Source organism: Gallibacterium sp. ZY190522 (assembly GCF_054166015.1).
The window spans coordinates 699,772-718,954 of record NZ_CM135118.1; the positions used below are offsets into that span (position 1 = coordinate 699,772).

Genomic DNA, 19,183 nt, shown 5'->3' on the forward strand with positions numbered 1-19,183 from the left:
ATCAATATACAAAATACCCTTTATAAATTAATGATAACTTTGATCAAAAACAGAAAAGATATTCAAAATAGCAGTAATTTTTTGTGATAGATTAATTACTTCAAATTTAAGTTATTTAGTTTTTTTGCAGTGATTATCAAAGTAAGTGTTTTTTAAACGGTTTTAGTGTAAAGAATAAGCATAAATCATTGAAAAAATCGACAAAATGACATAGGATAGCCGCCGCAAAAATTTGCGTATCGGAGATAAAAAATGTCATCAAACACAATAAAATTTTCTTATCATGCACCAGCAAGAGATGTTGAATCTCTTAAAGCAACTATCGTTTCAAAATTAATTTATAACCTCTGCTGTGAGCCTTCTGAAGCAAAATTGACAAACTGGTTGAATGCTGCACTTTATACTGTTCGAGACTTAAGCGCACAATCTCGTTTACATACTCGTCGTGCTATTAAACACGAGAAATCACGCCGTGTTTACTATCTTTCAATGGAATTTCTAATGGGGCGTGCATTTAGCAATGCAATGATTGCAGAAGATGTGTACGAAGCGATGAAACAAGCCTTTAAAGAATTAGGTTTGGATTTAGAAGATATCTTGAATCAGGAAGAAGATCCTGGTTTAGGTAATGGTGGTTTAGGACGTTTAGCCGCTTGTTTCTTGGATAGTTTGGCGACATTGCGTATTCCTGCTACCGGCTATGGTATTCGGTATGATTATGGAATGTTTAAACAGGAAATTGAAAATGGTCGTCAAGTGGAAAAGCCGGATGGTTGGTTGGCACAGAATATTGCTTGGGAATTTAATCGTCCAAGTAAAAAAATTCCTATCCGTTTTGGTGGGCAAATTTATTACGAAAACAATAAATGTATTTGGAAACCTTCCGATGAAGTGGTGGCCCTTGGTTATGATCAATTAGTTCCGGGGTATGACAACGATGTTGCCAACACATTGCGTTTGTGGTCGGCACAATCCAGTGATGCGTTTAGCCTAAATGATTTTAATCGTGGTGATTATTTCGCAGCAATGGAAAAACAGAACTTTTCTGAAAATGTATCACGTGTACTATATCCTGATGACTCCACTACAGCGGGTCGTGAATTACGTTTAAGACAAGAACATTTCTTAACGTCTGCTTCTGTACAAGATATTTTACGTCGTCATTTAGATATTTTTGATAGTTTGGATAATTTGGCAGAAAAAGTAGCAATTCACCTAAATGATACCCATCCAGTATTGGCAATTCCTGAATTAATGCGTCTGTTAATTGATGAGCACAGTTATGAGTGGAAAAAAGCGTGGGAAATGTGCTGTAAGATTTTTTCTTATACTAATCATACATTGATGAGTGAGGCTTTGGAAACTTGGCCAATTGAAATGTTAAGCTCAATTTTACCTCGTCATTTACAACTTATCCTTGAAATTAATGAAAATTTCTTGAATGATTTGCGAGCTCAAGGTTACGGTGAAGACTTCATTCGTCGTGTTTCTATTATTGACGAAGATAACGGACGTCGTGTGAGAATGGCGTGGTTGGCAGTGATTGGTTCCTATAAGATTAATGGCGTTGCCAAAATCCACTCCGATTTAATGGTGAAATCTATTTTTGCTGATTTTGCGAAAATTTATCCTGAACGTTTTACCAATGTAACAAACGGCGTAACGCCTCGTCGTTGGATCGCGATTGCTAACCCTGAGTTGGCGAAATTGATTGATAGTAAGATTGGTAAAAATTGGCGTAAAGAGTTGGATGAATTGAGTCAATTAAACCAATTTATTGATGATGAAACATTTTTATCTGATTTTCAACGCGTTAAATTCAGCAATAAACAGCGTTTAGCGGAGTACATCAAATATCATCTTGGTATTGAAGTGAATCCGAACGCATTATTTGATGTGCAGGTAAAACGTATTCACGAATATAAACGTCAATTATTGAATGTACTTCACATTATCTATCGCTATAACCAGATTTTGAAAAATCCGGATGCAGACTGGACACCACGTGTTTTTATCTTTGCCGGTAAAGCTGCAAGTGCTTATCACACAGCGAAGAAAATTATTAACTTGATTAATGATGTAGCAGAAGTGATTAATAATGATGGCCGTATTAAAGATTTAATTAAAGTAATCTTTATTCCGAATTACGGTGTTAGCCTTGCACAAATCATTATTCCGGCTGCGGATGTTTCTGAACAAATTTCTTTGGCGGGAACCGAGGCTTCTGGCACAAGTAATATGAAATTTGCATTGAATGGCGCATTAACTGTGGGAACATTAGACGGCGCTAATGTTGAAATTCTCAATATGGTGGGTCAAGAAAATATCTTTATTTTTGGTAATACGGTTGAGCAGGTTGAAGCATTACGGGCGAAAGGCTATTCTCCTTTTGAATTTTTTGAACGTGAACCAGAATTAAATACGGTTATTCAGCAAATTACTTCTGGACACTTCTCACCGCAAGATCCGATGCGTTATCAAAACGAATTGAATCTGTTCAGTGATTATTACCAAGTAATGGCTGATTTCCGTGCTTATGTTGATATTCAAAAACAGGTTGATCAACATTACAAACAACCGCAAGCGTGGGCAAAATCTGCATTGATTAATACTGCTAATATGGGGTATTTTTCCTCTGATCGTTCGATCATTGATTATGCTGAGAATATTTGGAAAGTTGAACCGTTATTAAGCTATGATAAAGAGCTTTATGAAGCGGAAAACTGTATCATTGAGGATGAACTTCCTGAACAGTTATAACCGTTAACGGATTAATGCTATTGAAACGTGCATAAAGCGATTTATGCACGTTTTTTTATTTTTAAGGATTGAATCGGATTAACCTTTCTTTTCCAAGTTTAAGCAATTCAACGAGTTGATTTAAAACAGTAGACATTGGATTTCCTTTGATTAAATAGAAAAGTCGAAAAATTTTGCTATTCCAATGCATTTTAAGGAATAGCAAAATTATGAGAAGTTATTTAAATTCCGCCCAAATCGGTGCGTGATCGGATGGCTTTTCCATTGCACGAATATCTTTAGCGATGCCGGCAGAAATACAGCGCTGTGCCAAAGTTTGATTAGCTAAAATTAAATCAATACGCAAGCCTCGATTATCATCAAAGCCTTTAGAGCGATAATCAAACCAAGAGAATTGGTCATTTACTTGTGGATGTAAAGCTCGGAAAGTATCAACCAAACCATATTGATATAAGTTTTGCAACCATTCTCGCTCTTCAGGCAAAAAAGAACATTTCCCTGTGCGTAACCAACGTTTTCGATTTTCTTCACCGATTCCGATATCCAAATCGGTTGGACTGATATTCATATCACCCATCACTAAAACAGGATTTTCAGCATTATGCTCATTGATTAAATAGTGTTGCAAATCACGATAGAATTTTTCTTTTGCTGGAAATTTGGTTTCGTGGCTGCGATTTTCTCCTTGTGGAAAATAGCCGTTAATTACTGTTAGTTGACCAAAAGGTGTTGCCAAATCTGCCATAATAATACGGCGTTGTGCATCTTCTGCATCAGTAGAGAAGCCTTTTCGTACCGCTAACGGTTGTTGCTTTGTTAATAGTGCGACACCATAATGGCTTTTTTGTCCGTAATAAAAAACGTGGTATCCAAAATCGGCAACAATTTCGTGTGGAAAGGCTTCATCAGCAACTTTAATCTCTTGTAGTCCTAAAACATCCGGTTGATATTGCTCAATTAGCTGATGTAATTGATGGGGTCTGGCGCGTAATCCATTAATATTAAAAGAGATAAATTTCATAACTTCGTATAATCCTTATTTAAGCGACTGAATTTTTTTAATCATATTGCTGGTTGAGTAACCATTTTCAAAGTTAAGTACTTTGACATCCCCACCGTTTGCCCAAACCTCTTTACTACCAGCGATCTCTTCCGGTTTGTAATCACCACCTTTAACTAATAAATCAGGTAAAATTTCGCCGATTAAGCGTTGTGGGGTTTCTTCTTCAAACGCTACTAACCAATCAACTGATGCTAAACCAGCGAGTACCGCCATTCTAGTTTCAAGATTATTAATTGGGCGTTGTTCGCCTTTTAAGCGTTTTACTGATGCATCTGAATTGACTGCAACGATCAAACGATCGCCCAATTTACGCGCATTGGCTAAATAGGAAACGTGTCCCGGATGTAAAATATCGAAACAACCGTTGGTCATCACAATTTTTTCACCACGTGCTTTGGCTTTTGCTACTACTTGTTTCAACTCCTGTTCGCTCATAATACCGAAGCCGTTTTCGCTACGGCGATGAATTGCATTTTCCAATTCTACGGTAGAAACAGTGGAAGTACCCAATTTACCAACCACAATACCGGCGGCAACATTGGCTAAATAACAAGCCTCTTCCAAGCTGCGACCATCAGCAATTGCTGTACCAAGAATACTGATCACAGTATCTCCGGCACCGGTTACATCAAATACTTCCTGTGCTTGCGTTGGTAGATGAAATGCCTCTTGCTCTGGACGAATTAAGGTCATTCCTTTTTCAGAGCGAGTAACTAACAATGCTGTCAAATCCAATTGTTTGATCAATGCTAATCCTTTATCAACAATTTCCTGTTCACTGTGACAAGCGCCGACTACCGCTTCAAATTCTGACATATTAGGCGTTAATAAAGTTGCACCACGATAACGCTCAAAATCTGTACCTTTTGGATCAATTAACACAGGCACATTAGCTTGGCGTGCAATTTGAATCATCTGTTGTACTTGTGATAAGGTACCTTTACCGTAATCAGATAGAATTAATGCACCATATTCTGCAATATAATGTTGCAAACGAGAAAGTAACTCATTGGATTGAATATCGTGAAAGTTCTCTTCAAAATCAAGGCGCAACAACTGTTGATGGCGAGAAAGGATTCGTAATTTGGTAATGGTCGGATGAGAATTTAAACGCACAAAATCACAATCAATTTCCTGATCTGTCAACAGTTTCACTAATGCCTCTGCTGCTTCGTCCTGACCAGTCATTCCCAACAATTTAATCGGCACATTTAAACTGGCGATATTCATCGCAACATTAGCTGCACCGCCAGCACGTTCCTCGTTTTGTTGTACTTTTACCACAGGAACAGGCGCTTCAGGGGAAATACGATTAGTTGCACCAAACCAATAACGGTCTAACATCACATCGCCAAGGACTAAGACTTTAGCGTGATTAAATTGAGTGGAATATTGAACCATAGTTTTCTCCATAAACAAATTTTGCTGGCGATTTTACCACAGCTCCGTCTTGAATAATGCTATTTCCAGCACTTTCCGCTAAAATAGTTAATATTTGAATTATTTAGTTTGCAGTAATCAATGAAAAATCAACAGTTACCACAATTTCAATTTTCTTTTTTCCTACCTAAATATTGGATTCTTTGGCTTGGAATTATCTTGTTTCGTCTGATTTTATTCTTGCCGTACCCTTGTTTAGTGAAAATAGGACACGGTTTGGGTAAATTATTCAGCAAATTTAAATTCGGTAAACGTCGTTTAGCGATAGCTCGTCGTAATCTAGAACTTTGTTTTCCTGAAATGAGTGAATTACAACGACAAGAACTGTTAAAACAGAATATCCAAGCCGTTGGAATGGCTATTATTGAAACTGGAATGGCGTGGTTTTGGTCAGATAACAGGATTAAAAAATGGTCTAAAATTGAAGGGCTGGATTACTTGACTAAAGCAGATAGCGGTATTATTTTGGTTGGTATTCATTTTCTGACGCTAGAATTAGGCGCAAGAATACTCGGGCTTTATCATCAAGGTATCGGTGTTTATCGTCCGAACGACAATCCGTTGTTTGATTGGCTACAAACAAAAGGGCGTATACGCTCCAATAAATCGATGCTCGATCGCCATAATTTACGTGGGATGATTAGAGCATTGCGTCAAGGGGAAACTATTTGGTATGCACCGGATCACGATTATGGACGAAAAAGTGCAGTATTCGTGCCGTTTTTTGCAGTAAAAAATGCTGCGACTACCACTGGAACTGCATTTTTAAAACGCAGTGTTCCGCAAAGTTTAGTTATCCCTTTTACACCATTACGCAATAAAGATGGCTCTGGTTACACTATTTCTATTTCTGCTCCGATTGATCTTAGTGATTGCGAAGATGATGTTGCTATTGTTACTCGAGTGAATCAAGCAATTGAGCGAGAAATAAAAAAAGATCCGTCGCTTTATATGTGGCTTCACCGCCGATTTAAAACTCGTCCGGAAGGAGAAGAAGTGTTTTATTAGTTTTGTGTGTGATTTATGTGTGATTGAATCACATTATTTTACAGAGGATAACAAGAAAAATAGAACAAGTAGAATTTTATTATTTAGTTTTAATAGTTAATTCATTGGAAACAATGGAAAGCATAGCGCTAAATTGGTGCCCCAACAGGCAATTAATTTATTTAAATATCAATAACATATTTAAAATTAGGCGTATTTTTGGCGTGTATCATTAAATTCAAACGCTTATCAGGACATTTCTTTATATATCACTTTTCATCAGGTTGAGAAAGACGGCTTAAAAGACCTATCCACTATAAATAGATTTTATATATAAATCAAAGACCTATATACATAGACATTATATAAATCCTACCTTAAATTATCAATATTCCCCACCTTTTTAAACCTATTTCGTCAAATTTACGTCAAACTAAAATCCTATCTTCATACAATATTCCTTTCTCGTTAAATTCAATCTTGCAGGGACAAAACGAGAGCTATCACCCTCGTTTTATACGTTTTTGCCAAAGATTGCCGCTAAATCATTAGGCGAAAAACGCCACGCCTCTTTTAATCCTAGTAATTCCGCTGCAAATTCTGAACAGAAGTATCGATCTGATCGGTCTTTTGTTTTGAATACTACGCCTAATGCGCCTATAAAATCATATTTTTTCCCTTTCACCTTCTCGAAGAAGGTTCTTACTTCATTTTCAGTGATATTTAATGGTATCAAATCCCATTTATCATCAAGCGCAATCATTTTACAGCGCACGCCTTTATCACGTATTGAGGAGCTATAACAACAGTAATAGGGTGAGTCTACTTTAACTTTAACCGCAATTTCACAATGTGAATATTTCCCTCTAGTGAGTTTTCTGGTGAGATAATCTCCAATTCTAGCCTTTAAAACGGCTAGACCTTTACCTTCACGATTGCCTTTGTACAAGGCTAAATAAACCTTATTCGCCATCTTTCGCCTCCGTATAAATCTCACTCCAACCTGTTGAATAGTCATAATTTAACGGCTCTTCTGATTTTTCTAAGGCAAAGCGGTGTATTTCGGCATTTTGAAAGTCGTGTTGTTCTTTTTCGATTATTCTATAAATAATCAAATCAATTAATTCTTTTGTTACTGTAACAAATGAGTTATCCATTGTTTTCCACCGCATATTATGCGGCAGGGTTTTCTGATTTTGCAAAGTTGAATATTGCTGTTTAGAGTTAGCATCCGTATGAAACCACTTATTTATGTCTCCAACATAAACCCCTCCAGCAATTCGCCTTGTGCGTTCCTTTTTAATTTGTTCCCATACTTGCTCTTGTTGCCGCTTAATTTGCGCTAACCTTTTTTCTTCATCAACTACCCATTCAGTACCATTCCATTTGTAGATTTCGCTAGGTTGTGTTTCTACTTTCTCGTTGTACCAAAATGTATTTTGATTAGTAAAAGCTGCTTGAATTTTGCCGTCTATATCGTGGATATAGATATAATTCGGGTATTCAATGCTTGCCTTTTCTTTTAATTCATCAATCGTTTTGTATGGATAAATTAAGGGAAAAGATGTTTCACGCTTACGCGTTTTAGGGTTAACTATAATTAAATATTCAATCGGTTTTTCCATTTTTTTAACCTCTTTTTATGTGAGATGAGAAAATTCTATTGTTGCCAAATGGCAATAAATTTTTATTTTTCCAAAAAAAATAAACTAGGAGTAGAAAATGAGATTACCTAACGGTTATGGCAGTGTATTTAAATTAAGCGGCAAGCGGAGAAAGCCATTTATTGCAAGAAAAACAATAGGATATGACGATAATAAACGGCAAATGTATCAAAATATCGGCTACTTTGCGACAAAAGAAGATGCACTAAATGCGTTGGCTGCATTTAATCAACAAGATATACCTGAGCCGTCAATCACGCTAGCTAAAGTGTTTCGTTCGTGGTATCCAATACACTGTAAACAAGTCAGTAAATCAACGGCGGAAAGCTACAAGAATAGCTACAATCATTTAGAATCAGTGCTTGCTATGCCTATCACATCAATAAAATACCGCCACTTACAAGCCGTTATCGATAAGATGAAAGAAAAGGGCTTATCTTACGCTAGTATGAAAAAAGTCAGAACGCTAATCAATCAATTATTTGCCCACGCCATCATTAATGAGTGGACGGATAAATCTTACGGACAATATCTGAAAATGGGGAAAAATATACCTGTAAAACCGCATAAACCCTTTACTAGACAACAGATTAATAAAGTCTGGAACTCAACGGAAGATACTGATTTAACACTAATTTTACTCTATAGCGGAATGCGTATCGGTGAGTTACTACAGATGAAAAAAGCGAACGTTAACTTAAAACAAAAATACTTTGACATTAAAACCGCTAAAACAAAATCGGGTATCAGATTAGTACCAATACACGATAGAATTTTGCCTATCGTGCAAAAGAAAATGAAAGAAAAAGGTAAGTATCTATTTTCGGATGAAAATTTAAATCCGCTTACTTACTCAAAAGCTATCACTATCTTTGACAAAGTAATGAAGTCAATTAAAGCGAAACACTCTAGCCACGATTGCCGGCATACGGTAGCTACATTACTAGACGGCGCAGGGGCGAACAAGATAGCAAGAGATAAAATACTTGGCCACGCCTCAAATAACGTTGGTGATGCGGTTTATACACATAAGTCATTGATAAAATTAAGAAAAACGATTAATTTATTGAAATAATGTAGTTATTAGTTTGTTTTTCAGCAACGCACAAACACGCATAAGTTATTGATATATATAAATTTATGTGTGTTTGTTATTTGTGTATTACAAGGCCTACTTTTAAGGTTTAGATATTGTTTTTAAGGCTTAAATTTATAACAGTTATTGTTGTCCAAGGGGGAAATGTTACCTCATTTTCACTTAGCAATAACGCAGAGATTAGTATTAAGTACCCAATAAACTTTAGCAAAAATAGTTTAACATCAATCTTATCATCTACAGCTGGTGTTGTTAGCGGCGGTAGTGCTGACTCTGATAACGGAGCATTTATCCGTTATACTGATAAAACTATATTTATAATCAACTCGCCGTGGATGAATATGACCTCAATATATTACGGACCGTTAAGGTGGATTGCTTTTGGTATTTAAGCAATACAAATGGCTATCCACTCCATCATGTCTTGGTATGGCAGCAATCTGTTAATTAAAAAGTGTATTGCAGTTTTGTTATCTGCTCCACCTATATGCCAAGTAGAAAATGTTTGGATTGCTGACTCTGTATTTCCTTCAGCTTGTGCATTTATGGCAAAAAGAGTTTTTTTGACAATGATTGGAATTTTAACAATAGTCCCATATGTATTAGGTGCTATGCCAAATAATCCCCCTTGGATAATTAGACCGCCATAAAGAGGACCAAAATTAATCCACCACGCATTAGCATTTGAAAAATCGTAACTTACACCTAGCGGAGTAGTGCCGGATTGCCCCCAGCTATTGACTATATTTTTTAATCCGTCACGGTTGCCTGTAAATAAACAGTTAAACGCATTAATTACTTGAGATAGTGAGCGGTTGCCATTAGAGGCTAGTAAAATATCATTAACAGTTAATTTACCTGCTAGGCTTTGATTTCCTGATGTGTTTAATTTTCCGCTATCTCTATTGCCTCTAACCGTTAAAACACCGGAACTATCGCTGTAAACATCAACTAAGCCAGTACCGGTTACACGTGTAGAAGAGCCTATGGCATTAGCCGCACCGCCTCTTGTTTCAACAACGTTAAGGTAAGTATTACCGTTTGATGTTGTAGTATTAGATATACCAGTTGATGATGTGCTAGTGACTAGACCAATAGTTAAATTATCATTAGTAGTGATTGATAAATTACCGCTACCGTCAAAATTACCTGAACCGCTAACAGCACCGGTTAAAGAAATTTGTCTTGCCGTCTGTAATTTACTTGCGCTTACCGCATTAGCTGTTTTGTCTAGTTTAGTGTTTGCCGCATTAAGCGCTGCAACGCCTTTGTCATAAGCAGTTTTAGCAGCATAACTAGTAGCAACAGTATCAGAACTAGTAGAGGTAACAGAGTTTGATTTTTTGCTATTGGGAATATAATTTTGGAGATTACTTGTTAATGCGTTGATTAATGTTTTTAACGCTTTACCAGCTTTGGCGGTTAATCCTAATGTTTCACTATCGCTGTCTAGCGAATTAGTAAGCTGTACAATGCCTAGCTGAGTTAAACTGGCTTTTGAAATTGAGTGGGTATGCCCTGTTTCATCCACAAAATCCACGGTTTCAGCGTTGATCGCTTTTGGGGTGCTGTGTCCTTTGGCGATCTTTAAAATGGCATTAAGTAACGCATTGATATTGTCTTCTGTGGGTTCGATGCCCGCATTTTCCATCACGGCTTTGAGCTGTTTAAAAAGCCACTGATCTTTTTTATCGTTCATCTGCTGAACGTAGTTAAAATCTTGTACTGTTGGCGTATCATCGCCTAAATGCGCCCAACCTGCTTCATAGTTGGTTTGTGAAAAATCGGTGGTATCGCCATTTTTCGCCCAAATAATTGTTTTAAATAAATCCAGTAATTTCATTGCTTGTCCTTATTCGTCAATCAATTCAACAGACACTTTTACCCCTGCCGCTGCGGGTATCCACGGCTTGGGATCTTGCTCTATTGCATCTATTTTATTTTTGCGATTACGTGTAATTTTGATATGAATTTCTGCATCCATCTTTTCTTGCACTAATACTTTGCTAGCCAGAAATAAGGCTTGGCACGCCTTAATCACATCTTCCACTGTGCCGTGTGAATGGTTGGCGACGATTTTCCATTTGATCAGTCGCCGATAGGCTTCATCAGGCATATAGCTCACGGCTTTGGTATGCGTTTGTAGGGCGAGATCACGAATTGGAGCTTGGCTAAAGGCTTTGGCTTTGCTTTGCCCTGTAAAGCCAAAATACCAATCACCATTCATCTTAGTAAAAGGTCTCGGCATTCCTACAATATCGCCTACCCCGTCTAATTGCCGCCCGATTGCGGTATCAATATGCCGTTCAAGGAGCATTTGTTTTAAACTGTGTTGTAAATCGGTGTAAGGGGAAAGTAACAGTGAGATGAGGGCGTTTAAATTAGGCGAATAGCGAAATTGAGAAAGCTGTCGTTCTAAGCCTAATTGCACAAAATCCGCCTCAAGTGCGGTCAAAATTTTTGGCATTTTTCCTCCTAGCTGATAACGATGATAGCAGGATCGAACACTGCTTCTTCATCAGGTGCAATGACAATATTTTGTTCTTGGTAACGGGGTTCGGGATCGGTGATTTGATTGGTTTTCCCCATTTGCACGGTAACTTTTCCAACCCCTGACACAGCAATGCAGGCTGCGATGAGGCGTTGATGGATCACATCAGAGCCTACCCCTAACTGTTTGCCATAATCTAAAATATTGTTCATTACATTTACGATATAGCCCGCTTTTGCCATTTCTCCTTCATCAACAAAGGTTTCAATGATAATTTTCAACCAAATATAGCGTTTGATCGGGCGACTAAATTTGATTAAGTGCAGTTGGTTTTGGCTGTCTTTTACGCTAATCGAGGTTCGCCCGTGTGTGCTGATGCCGATGGGTTTATATTTCAACAAGGCTTTTGCAATGTCTTGATCTAACCCGCCTTTTATCACAACGTAAATACTGCGTTTCGGTATGCCATTCACTGTTTGATCCGTATCATTTTCATAAACGCGTAAGGCGTTCACCCCCACAACATTCCGCAAGTTAGCATACAGTGCGTCCACTGTTGCCGCACCATTTTGCCATACGCCCATATGATAACGTTGGTAGAGTTCTGTATCTGTTTCTTCAAAGCGGCCTGCTGCCCCCTCAACTAAATTATTTACTTCAACCACGCCATCTAGCATTGTGATAAGCTCACGCATTTGCCCGATCTCTGCTTTATCCTCGCTAGGTTCTTCGGTACTCAGTTCAAGACGTAATCCAAGGCGTGATAGGGTTAAATTCGGGCTGACAGAAATCGAAAAGTGCGGGGTAGATTGTGCGGTGATTTCAATAATCACATTATCATTTTGCACGCTGACATAATCGATTCCTTTGAGGTGAGAACTCAACCCCTGAATGACACTTGCAACAGAAGAGCGAGTGGCACGAAAGCGATAGGCTACACCATTAATTACCGCCGAAAATTCATCGTTAGGATTAATGGTTTTGGTGTTTAACTCAATGCGTGCATAAGCGGCTTGATTAGCATTAATTCTCGCCTCGCTATCCGTATAATAAAGGGTTTGGCTTGCCACATTGCGAACGGCACTATACGCAGGAATGAGAACGTCGGCTTGCCCGAAGAAAATCACGGGAACGGTGGAACGTTCAGCCTGCAGGCGTTTAACCCCAGTAAATGACACCGCCCGATCTAAATTCGCCCCTGTGGCACTCATTGGATACATCGCCCCATAAACACCCTCAACTAATTCCCAAAGGCTTGCAAAACGTTCTGCTTCGATGCTAAGCATTGTGCCTAATACGGTTTCAGGGGTAATTTCAACCTCCGCTCCAAACGCCTGTTTGGCTTTTTCAAATAATTCTTGTAATTGCTCAGGCATACGCTTACGCACAAAGCCGCTGCGTGTTAATCCATAATTATCCATTTCGTTTTACCTCTATGCGATCTTGAATGCTCCCCTCATTTGTCAGAACGGAAAAGCTCACCACAAGCGTCCGCTCTTTACGATGAAATTCTAAAGAAAGACGTTCCACTGCCTTTACGCCCACAACGCCCATTATCTTTTTTCTGAAAATGGCTTGAATGCGAGTGCTATCGGGATTTTTCGTTAAAATCTCGTCAAAATAAGGCAACCCTATGGTGGTGTCTAAAAACCATTCCCCTAAAAACGTTAAAAGCACAACTTTGATTTGTTGTGCTTTTTGGTTAATGCCTTCGACAATCACCAGCTTGTTGTCTTTAAACAGCAAATCGTGCTGTGCATTTAATTTTAAATCAATCATTGTGCTGTTCCTGTGTTGCCTCCACTGTCGCCTGGGTGGGTGTGTCCTTGTAAGGAAATTCCTCCTGCTTGCACATCGCCCGTTGCTTTGATAGATCCGCTCACTGAAACACCGCCGTCATCGCCTGCCGTTGATATGCCGCCATTAACCAGCACATTACCGTTAAAGGTGCTGATTGGGGCGTTTACGGTAAAGTTATCTGTGGTTACGGCAACATCTGGCGATTGGATCACAATATTGCCGCTAGGCTCAATTTTGATCGAACCCTCGCCATATTTGATACATAAATTGACGGGATCGGCTACGGGCGAGCAGCTGTTTCCACCCAGCACACAAAAGGCATCGGAAAGATCGAACATTCGTGGATCATCAGGTGCGTCTTGGCTTCCGCTTAGCCAGTTTTCCAGTGAACGTTGTGAGAAAATCAGCACGCAACCATCTCCCGCCTTGATCGGTAAGGTAATCTGAGCCAATGATCCGTTAATATCTGCCATTGGAAACAAAACGGGAATATTGACAATTTGTGGGGCTTTCAGCACCTCCCCGTTAGCAAGGCGTTTCGGGATAGTAGGCTGTGCCGTTACCCGTACCGTATTGGCATCATAAGCTAAAATTTTAGCGGGCAATGCCACATTAATTTCAGAAAGTGCGGTCAAAATTTCACGCATTTTGTTCCTCCGCTTTTTTGCGTTTTTTACGGTGTTTACGCTGTGCTTTTTGTTCCGCTTTGGTTGGGGCATTGAGATCGATTAAATGTAATTCCGATTGCCAATCCCCTGAATGGCTATCGCCCGAATGCTTGATTTTTTCTACCCGAAACCAGTTGGTGATGGTTTGGCTTTCCAGTTTGATTTTGTCGCAAGGATTAACCATTGGCAGTAGCAAACTTTTTACATTCCAGCCATCACGAGCCTGTCTATCAAAAGCAAATTTTTCATTCTGTTTTTTATTTGGTGTGTCTTGCTTCTTGCTTTTTGCGGCCTCTCTTGTTCGCTCCGGAAAGCCGATTAATCCGCTATCTTTGGCAAGCACATAGCCTGCCCGTTTAGTGACACCATTACGATTCACAATTTGCAACTCACCATTTTGGATAGACCATTCAAGCCCTGTGCCTGCAACCACTTTATCTAAGGCTGTACGAGCTGCCCCATAAAAACTAAACCCATTTACCCAAGTGCGAGATTTCAAACTATCTGCGCCAACAAGGGTAACACCCATTTTATGCGCAATATCATTAACAATCTGCGTTGAGCTTACCCCGCCTTGATAACCCACTGAAATTGCGGTATCACGGATTTCAATTAAGCCGTCTAAGACATAAAGTTCTGTGACCCAATCAGCGTTATCGTGATAAGAATAGGCAGTTGCAATATCTCCCGAACATAACAGCATATTGGCATCTTGTTCATAGCCAGCGTATAGGACACATCGCATATCAGGTTGCTCAATGGTTTGCCGAGTTATTGGCGAAAGATTGTAGATTTTAATGATGTTTTCGTTTGGCTTGCTTTCGCTATCTTTCTCAATGTCAAATTCAATGCGCATTGGTGGCTCTATTACGATGCCCTCTTTTTGCCCTTTCTTCCCGATAACGAGCTTATAACTACGTAGAAACCGATAACTCATCATCCACCTCAATATAAATCAGCGTTGCTTGCCCAGAAACAAAATCTTCACGCCCGATAATCTGTTGATTATCCTCACGCACAACAATTAGCTCCCCCAGTGGCAATGCCTCACGGCGAATAGGCTCAATCAATGGTCGGTTAGGTAACAGCACAATGTTTGAAGCTAGCTCATCGTTATAAGCGTTTTCAATGGCTAGCGTCCAAAAGCTAAGCGTATCATTCCAAGAAAAATGTAAGAAAAAGACCTCATCATCGAAATTCACTTCGGTGATAAAGTCGTTTTTATTAGCGAGTTGAATGGTAAACATTACACCCCCTTACCAGTTTCTTGAGAAAGTATTGTTTTTCTCGCCTGTCCATCCGTTGGTTTGCCCGTTGCCGCTTTACCCGCATTTGCTTTTGTTTGTCCTGCTTTACCTTTCGTGGAGGCATCAACCTTTTCGGGAGGCATTTCTTCGGTTCGAAGAGTAACTTTATTGATTTTGCGAAACTCAGCCTTAACATTTAACCGTTCGCCATCATCGCTATTGCGTTCAATCTCAAGGCTCTCAATGGCAAAATCTTGATAAACATCAAGCCCTGTAACAATGGTAATCAGCTCACGATTAGCGTGTAATTCTCGTAGTGTTTCTTTTGCACTAATGAGCTTATATTTACCCAAGCCAACATTAAATAATGTTCCCGCCCCAGTGATTACACCACTTAGGCTAAGCCGCTCACTTTCTTGGGTAATGTGATCGGAAATTACCGTGCCATCTTCAACGGGATATTCCGTGATTTGACTACTTAATGAAGTCGTTTCCGTTAAAAGGGCATCAAGCTCTAACACGCCAATCGTTGTACGTTTGCCTACAAGGGCGGAAAATAAAAGGTTTACTATGCTCATAATAATTGACAACTCAAGATAATAAGTTATAATTTATACATAAGCTATAACTTATGGTGTGAATAATGGCTGTAAATCATCAGTGGAATATTCTTTTTACAGATTGTTTTTCAAAGTGGCTTGATCAACAGGATATTCCAACAAAGAAAAGTGTTGCTGCTGCACTCAATCTATTAAAAATAACTGGTCCTGAACTATCTCGTCCCTATGCGGACACGATTAAAGGATCACAATATCCCAATATGAAAGAGTTACGCATACAACATCAAGGCAAACCTTTAAGGGCGTTTTTTGCATTTGATCCATTACGTCAAGCCATCGTGCTATGTGCCGGTGATAAAAGTAACGATAAACAGTTTTACAAACGAATGATTGCATTGGCAGATACTGAATTCGCTGCTTATTTAGCAAACTTGGAGAAATAATATGAAAACATTTGATCAATTCTTGGATGAATTTTCCCCCGAAGATCGCAAAGACATAGAAAGAATGACTGATGAACTGCTATTGGAATCAGGTCTTTCACTTATTCGCCAAGAAATGGAAATTTCACAAAAACAACTTGCAGACGCACTAGGTATTTCACAACCTGCTGTCGCTCAAATTGAGCAACGAGGAAATGACTTACGCCTTTCTACACTCAAGCGTTATGTTGAAACAATGGGCGGAAAGCTCAGCCTTGCGATTGATATGCCAATGGGAGAAACTCGAATCTTCAAAATTTGATTTCTCACTAAAACTGCGGTCAGTTTTGACCGCACTTTTATCCTGCATATTCAATTGACCCCACACCAAAAGGGGCAGGGCGGTTCTGTTTGAGTTTGCCTGATACCGCATTGGCGACCCCTGCCGGATTGGTTGTGCCTTGAATATTGAAGTTATTCGTTTGCGTAACGGTAGATTGCATATTTCCACCATATTTTGTATAGCTTGGTAATGTGCTAGTTGGCTGTACATATTGGCTTGTTGGCGTAACCATCGCCGCCCCTGTTACATTCACCTCAGCTTTAGCCCCGCTTGAAAACAAATCTTTGATCCAACTTGGTATCAGGCTTTCAAACCAGCCCACCACCGTATCAATGGATTGTTGCCACGCATTTTTAAAGCTGTTCATTACCTCATTCCATTTATTGGTTGCGGTGGTTTTCACCCCCTCCCAAATCTCACTGGCTTTGTTTTTAATACCTTCCCACATTTCATCGGCAGAAGTGGTAATCGCCGCCCAAATCTCGCTGGCCTTGGTTGAAATCGCGTCCCAAACTGCAAGTGCGATCCGTTTGACATCGTCCCAATAGATAATAAGTAACGCGATTAAACCAATAATCACGGTGATCGCTAGTAAAATCGGGTTACTCGCAACCGCCATTAGCATTGCTCTGGCAAAAGTAAAAATCCCTTTCACCATTGTGGCAATCAACCCGCCAAAAATACGCCCAAATTTGACCGCACTTTTGCCCATTAATAGAAACGCTTGTCCTATTTTTAAAGCAATGAGGCTACTAAATTTAACCGCAATATTGACTATCGCTGAAAGGATTTTCCCTACTTTTGCTATTCCAACGCAAACCTTACCAAGCCCCGTTAATAAGGCAAAAAAGCCATTCGTCATTACCCATTGAAATGCCTTAAACATCATAATCCCAGAGCGAGAAAAGAGCTTAAAGCGTTTTTGTAGCCAAATAAACGGTGTTGCAATGCCTTTTATCGTTTTAAGAAACGGGTTGGCGACAAACATCACGCCTTTAAATCCGCCTTTGATCAGCTTAAATAGCCAAGTAACAGGCGTGAAAAGCGACCAGATTATAGAGGCAACACCACCAAACACCATTAAGGCAATTGAATAAAGCGGTAAAAATTTCAGACTTAGCCCATCAATGAGTTTTCCTGCATTGCTGAAAGCTCCCGAAAAATCACCATTCACTAACGCCCGAATAATCCGCACTACTGATCCTACGGTTTTGATAAGATTTTTCAGCCCGTCAATCACATAGTTCATTACACTAGTAGCGAAGCCTTGCCAGTTTGACAGATCAAGATCAATATTCGCCAGTTTTGCGATGTCGCGAAGCAAGCCTTTAATATTTAACCATACGCCATTGGCGAGTTTTCCTACTGCTTGGAATTTATCCGCCCATTGGTCGAACCTACCAATCAATGCCCCTGTAAGAGAAATATCTCCTTGCGTCCAGCCGTAAATATCTTCTAACACCAAACCTACCGCAGTTAATGCGGCTGCCATTGCTAAAAAGGGAGCAGCGGCACGGGTTGCGTTAATGATAATCTGCTTTAAGCTGAGCTTGGTCGCATTCAGCATCGGTAGCAGTTTTGCCCCAATTGCGGAGGTGGCTAAAATCCCAACTAAGCGAATATTTTTCGTGACCCATTCCGCCGCATTATAAAAGGTTTCCCCTAACTTTGAGGCTTTGTTTACAACACGATCAATGAGCTGTCCCGCTTTATTCCTGAGTAGCGTCATTCCTCGCCCAAAGGTTTTTGGCATTTGATCAAATTCTTTTTGAATTTTCTCCGCTTGCCGCAATAACCCTTGAGCCAGTTCTTTTGAGGTGAGTTTACCTTCTTTGCCTAAGTCTTTCAGTTGCCCAATTGGCACGCCAAAACTGTCTGCAATAGCATTAGCTAAACGGGGAGCTTGCTCAATAATGGAATTAAGTTCATCACCTCGCAACGCCCCTGAGCCTAACGCTTGCCCTAACTGCATTAATGCCGCTTGCTGGGCCGCAGGATCGCCGCCGCCAATCGTCATTGTTTGCCCGATGATTTCCGTTAAATTTAACGTATCATCAAGGCTTAAGCCTAAATCGCTCGCATTGCGATTAACTTTAGAAAACAGATCCGCACTCGCTAAATAATCCTGCCCTGAGCGTTGCGAAATGGCAAAAATCTCATCAAGAGCGTGTTTATGCTCCTCAGCGGATTTGGTTGCGAGTTTAACCCGACTATCTACCGCCGCCCAATCATCGGCAATTTTAATTACATTACCGCCTGCCACCATTGCAAAATAGCCGCCGATCATATTCCGCAAGGAAAGCATATGGTTTTTGGCTTGATTGATCCCCTCCCCAATAGCTTGACTTTCTTGGGCTGCCCCTCGCAATGCATTGCGTAACTTGCCGCGAATTTGCCCCGCAGCGGTCTGGGTTTGGGTGATATAGCCTTTGAGCTTGGAATTATCTACCTTGTACTTTAAGACGGTTACCAGCTCACGAATAACATTCATCGGTGTTTCTCCATTTGTTTTGCTTCCATTGCCTCAACCGCATCAAGTAATCGGTTAATTTTCAACAGCTCGCCCATATCCGTCAGCCCTGCAGTATTTAACTCCGTGAGGGTTACTTTGCCCGCTAAAAAAGGACGCCAAGCGAGCATTT

19 protein-coding genes are annotated in these 19,183 nt (G+C 39.7%); 5 read left to right on the top strand and 14 right to left on the bottom strand.

The window, feature by feature from the left end; genetic code table 11:
- Window positions 1-252: 252 nt before the first annotated feature.
- Complete coding sequence (locus ACXPAV_RS03415; protein ID WP_458004056.1) at window positions 253-2,760, top strand: glycogen/starch/alpha-glucan phosphorylase; 2,508 nt, start codon at window positions 253-255, stop codon at window positions 2,758-2,760.
- A 217-nt stretch (window positions 2,761-2,977) separates the two neighbouring features.
- Here ACXPAV_RS03415 and xthA read toward each other — a convergent pair whose 3' ends face one another.
- Together xthA and hldE are read right to left on the bottom strand one after the other, a co-directional pair.
- On the bottom strand, window positions 2,978-3,781 hold the full coding sequence (xthA, locus tag ACXPAV_RS03420) for an exodeoxyribonuclease III (protein WP_039135543.1): 804 nt from the start codon (window positions 3,779-3,781) through the stop codon (window positions 2,978-2,980).
- Between the two features lie 15 nt (window positions 3,782-3,796).
- On the bottom strand, window positions 3,797-5,224 hold the full coding sequence (hldE, locus tag ACXPAV_RS03425) for a bifunctional D-glycero-beta-D-manno-heptose-7-phosphate kinase/D-glycero-beta-D-manno-heptose 1-phosphate adenylyltransferase HldE (RefSeq protein WP_458004057.1): 1,428 nt from the start codon (window positions 5,222-5,224) through the stop codon (window positions 3,797-3,799).
- A 120-nt stretch (window positions 5,225-5,344) separates the two neighbouring features.
- Between hldE and lpxL the strand changes: the two genes are divergently transcribed.
- On the top strand, window positions 5,345-6,271 hold the full coding sequence (gene lpxL, locus ACXPAV_RS03430; RefSeq protein WP_458004058.1) for an LpxL/LpxP family Kdo(2)-lipid IV(A) lauroyl/palmitoleoyl acyltransferase: 927 nt from the start codon (window positions 5,345-5,347) through the stop codon (window positions 6,269-6,271).
- 493 nt (window positions 6,272-6,764) lie between these two features.
- Here lpxL and ACXPAV_RS03435 read toward each other — a convergent pair whose 3' ends face one another.
- Both ACXPAV_RS03435 and ACXPAV_RS03440 read right to left on the bottom strand, forming a co-directional pair.
- On the bottom strand, window positions 6,765-7,223 hold the full coding sequence (locus ACXPAV_RS03435; protein ID WP_458004059.1) for a hypothetical protein: 459 nt from the start codon (window positions 7,221-7,223) through the stop codon (window positions 6,765-6,767).
- Complete coding sequence (locus ACXPAV_RS03440; protein ID WP_458004060.1) at window positions 7,213-7,875, bottom strand: DUF4376 domain-containing protein; 663 nt, start codon at window positions 7,873-7,875, stop codon at window positions 7,213-7,215. Before ACXPAV_RS03440 ends, ACXPAV_RS03435 begins: the two co-directional genes overlap by 11 nt.
- 97 nt (window positions 7,876-7,972) lie before the next feature.
- On the opposite strand from ACXPAV_RS03440, the gene ACXPAV_RS03445 reads away from it, so the two are divergent.
- Window positions 7,973-8,989 carry a tyrosine-type recombinase/integrase gene (locus ACXPAV_RS03445; RefSeq protein ID WP_458004061.1) on the top strand — a complete coding sequence of 339 codons (1,017 nt, stop codon included), beginning with the start codon at window positions 7,973-7,975 and terminating at the stop codon, window positions 8,987-8,989.
- 409 nt (window positions 8,990-9,398) lie between these two features.
- Here the strand turns inward: ACXPAV_RS03445 and ACXPAV_RS03450 are convergent, their stop codons facing one another.
- The 8 genes from ACXPAV_RS03450 to ACXPAV_RS03485 are packed head-to-tail and all read right to left on the bottom strand — an operon-like array spanning window position 9,399 to window position 15,794.
- Complete coding sequence (locus ACXPAV_RS03450) at window positions 9,399-10,853, bottom strand: phage tail protein (RefSeq protein ID WP_458004062.1); 1,455 nt, start codon at window positions 10,851-10,853, stop codon at window positions 9,399-9,401.
- Between the two features lie 9 nt (window positions 10,854-10,862).
- Window positions 10,863-11,477: a DUF2612 domain-containing protein gene (locus tag ACXPAV_RS03455; RefSeq protein WP_194743106.1), complete on the bottom strand. Its 615-nt coding sequence runs from the start codon at window positions 11,475-11,477 to the stop codon at window positions 10,863-10,865.
- A gap of 8 nt (window positions 11,478-11,485) precedes the next feature.
- On the bottom strand, window positions 11,486-12,922 hold the full coding sequence (locus ACXPAV_RS03460) for a baseplate J/gp47 family protein (RefSeq protein ID WP_458004063.1): 1,437 nt from the start codon (window positions 12,920-12,922) through the stop codon (window positions 11,486-11,488).
- Window positions 12,915-13,280: a hypothetical protein gene (locus ACXPAV_RS03465; RefSeq protein ID WP_458004064.1), complete on the bottom strand. Its 366-nt coding sequence runs from the start codon at window positions 13,278-13,280 to the stop codon at window positions 12,915-12,917. The genes ACXPAV_RS03460 and ACXPAV_RS03465 overlap by 8 nt, the downstream gene beginning before the upstream one ends.
- Window positions 13,277-13,948, bottom strand: coding sequence for a Gp138 family membrane-puncturing spike protein (locus tag ACXPAV_RS03470; protein ID WP_458004065.1), 672 nt, complete (start codon window positions 13,946-13,948; stop codon window positions 13,277-13,279). The genes ACXPAV_RS03465 and ACXPAV_RS03470 overlap by 4 nt, the downstream gene beginning before the upstream one ends.
- Window positions 13,941-14,906, bottom strand: a complete 966-nt coding sequence (locus ACXPAV_RS03475; protein WP_458004386.1) for a phage protein — start codon at window positions 14,904-14,906, stop codon at window positions 13,941-13,943. The genes ACXPAV_RS03470 and ACXPAV_RS03475 overlap by 8 nt, the downstream gene beginning before the upstream one ends.
- Window positions 14,884-15,216, bottom strand: a complete 333-nt coding sequence (locus tag ACXPAV_RS03480) for a phage baseplate plug family protein (RefSeq protein ID WP_458004066.1) — start codon at window positions 15,214-15,216, stop codon at window positions 14,884-14,886. Before ACXPAV_RS03480 ends, ACXPAV_RS03475 begins: the two co-directional genes overlap by 23 nt.
- Window positions 15,216-15,794, bottom strand: coding sequence for a phage baseplate protein (locus ACXPAV_RS03485; protein ID WP_458004067.1), 579 nt, complete (start codon window positions 15,792-15,794; stop codon window positions 15,216-15,218). Before ACXPAV_RS03485 ends, ACXPAV_RS03480 begins: the two co-directional genes overlap by 1 nt.
- A 65-nt stretch (window positions 15,795-15,859) precedes the next feature.
- Between ACXPAV_RS03485 and ACXPAV_RS03490 the strand changes: the two genes are divergently transcribed.
- Both ACXPAV_RS03490 and ACXPAV_RS03495 read left to right on the top strand, forming a co-directional pair.
- A complete protein-coding gene (locus ACXPAV_RS03490) occupies window positions 15,860-16,219 on the top strand; it encodes a type II toxin-antitoxin system RelE/ParE family toxin (RefSeq protein WP_052124504.1) in 360 nt (119 codons plus the stop codon).
- Window position 16,220: 1 nt separating this feature from the next.
- The gene (locus ACXPAV_RS03495) at window positions 16,221-16,520 is read left to right on the top strand and encodes a helix-turn-helix domain-containing protein (RefSeq protein WP_039163779.1); all 300 of its coding nucleotides are present in this window, start codon (window positions 16,221-16,223) and stop codon (window positions 16,518-16,520) included.
- 37 nt (window positions 16,521-16,557) lie between these two features.
- Here the strand turns inward: ACXPAV_RS03495 and ACXPAV_RS03500 are convergent, their stop codons facing one another.
- Together ACXPAV_RS03500 and ACXPAV_RS03505 are read right to left on the bottom strand one after the other, a co-directional pair.
- Window positions 16,558-19,032: a tape measure protein gene (locus ACXPAV_RS03500; protein WP_458004068.1), complete on the bottom strand. Its 2,475-nt coding sequence runs from the start codon at window positions 19,030-19,032 to the stop codon at window positions 16,558-16,560.
- The gene (locus ACXPAV_RS03505; RefSeq protein ID WP_017805951.1) at window positions 19,029-19,181 is read right to left on the bottom strand and encodes a hypothetical protein; all 153 of its coding nucleotides are present in this window, start codon (window positions 19,179-19,181) and stop codon (window positions 19,029-19,031) included. The genes ACXPAV_RS03500 and ACXPAV_RS03505 overlap by 4 nt, the downstream gene beginning before the upstream one ends.
- Window positions 19,182-19,183 lie beyond the last annotated feature (2 nt).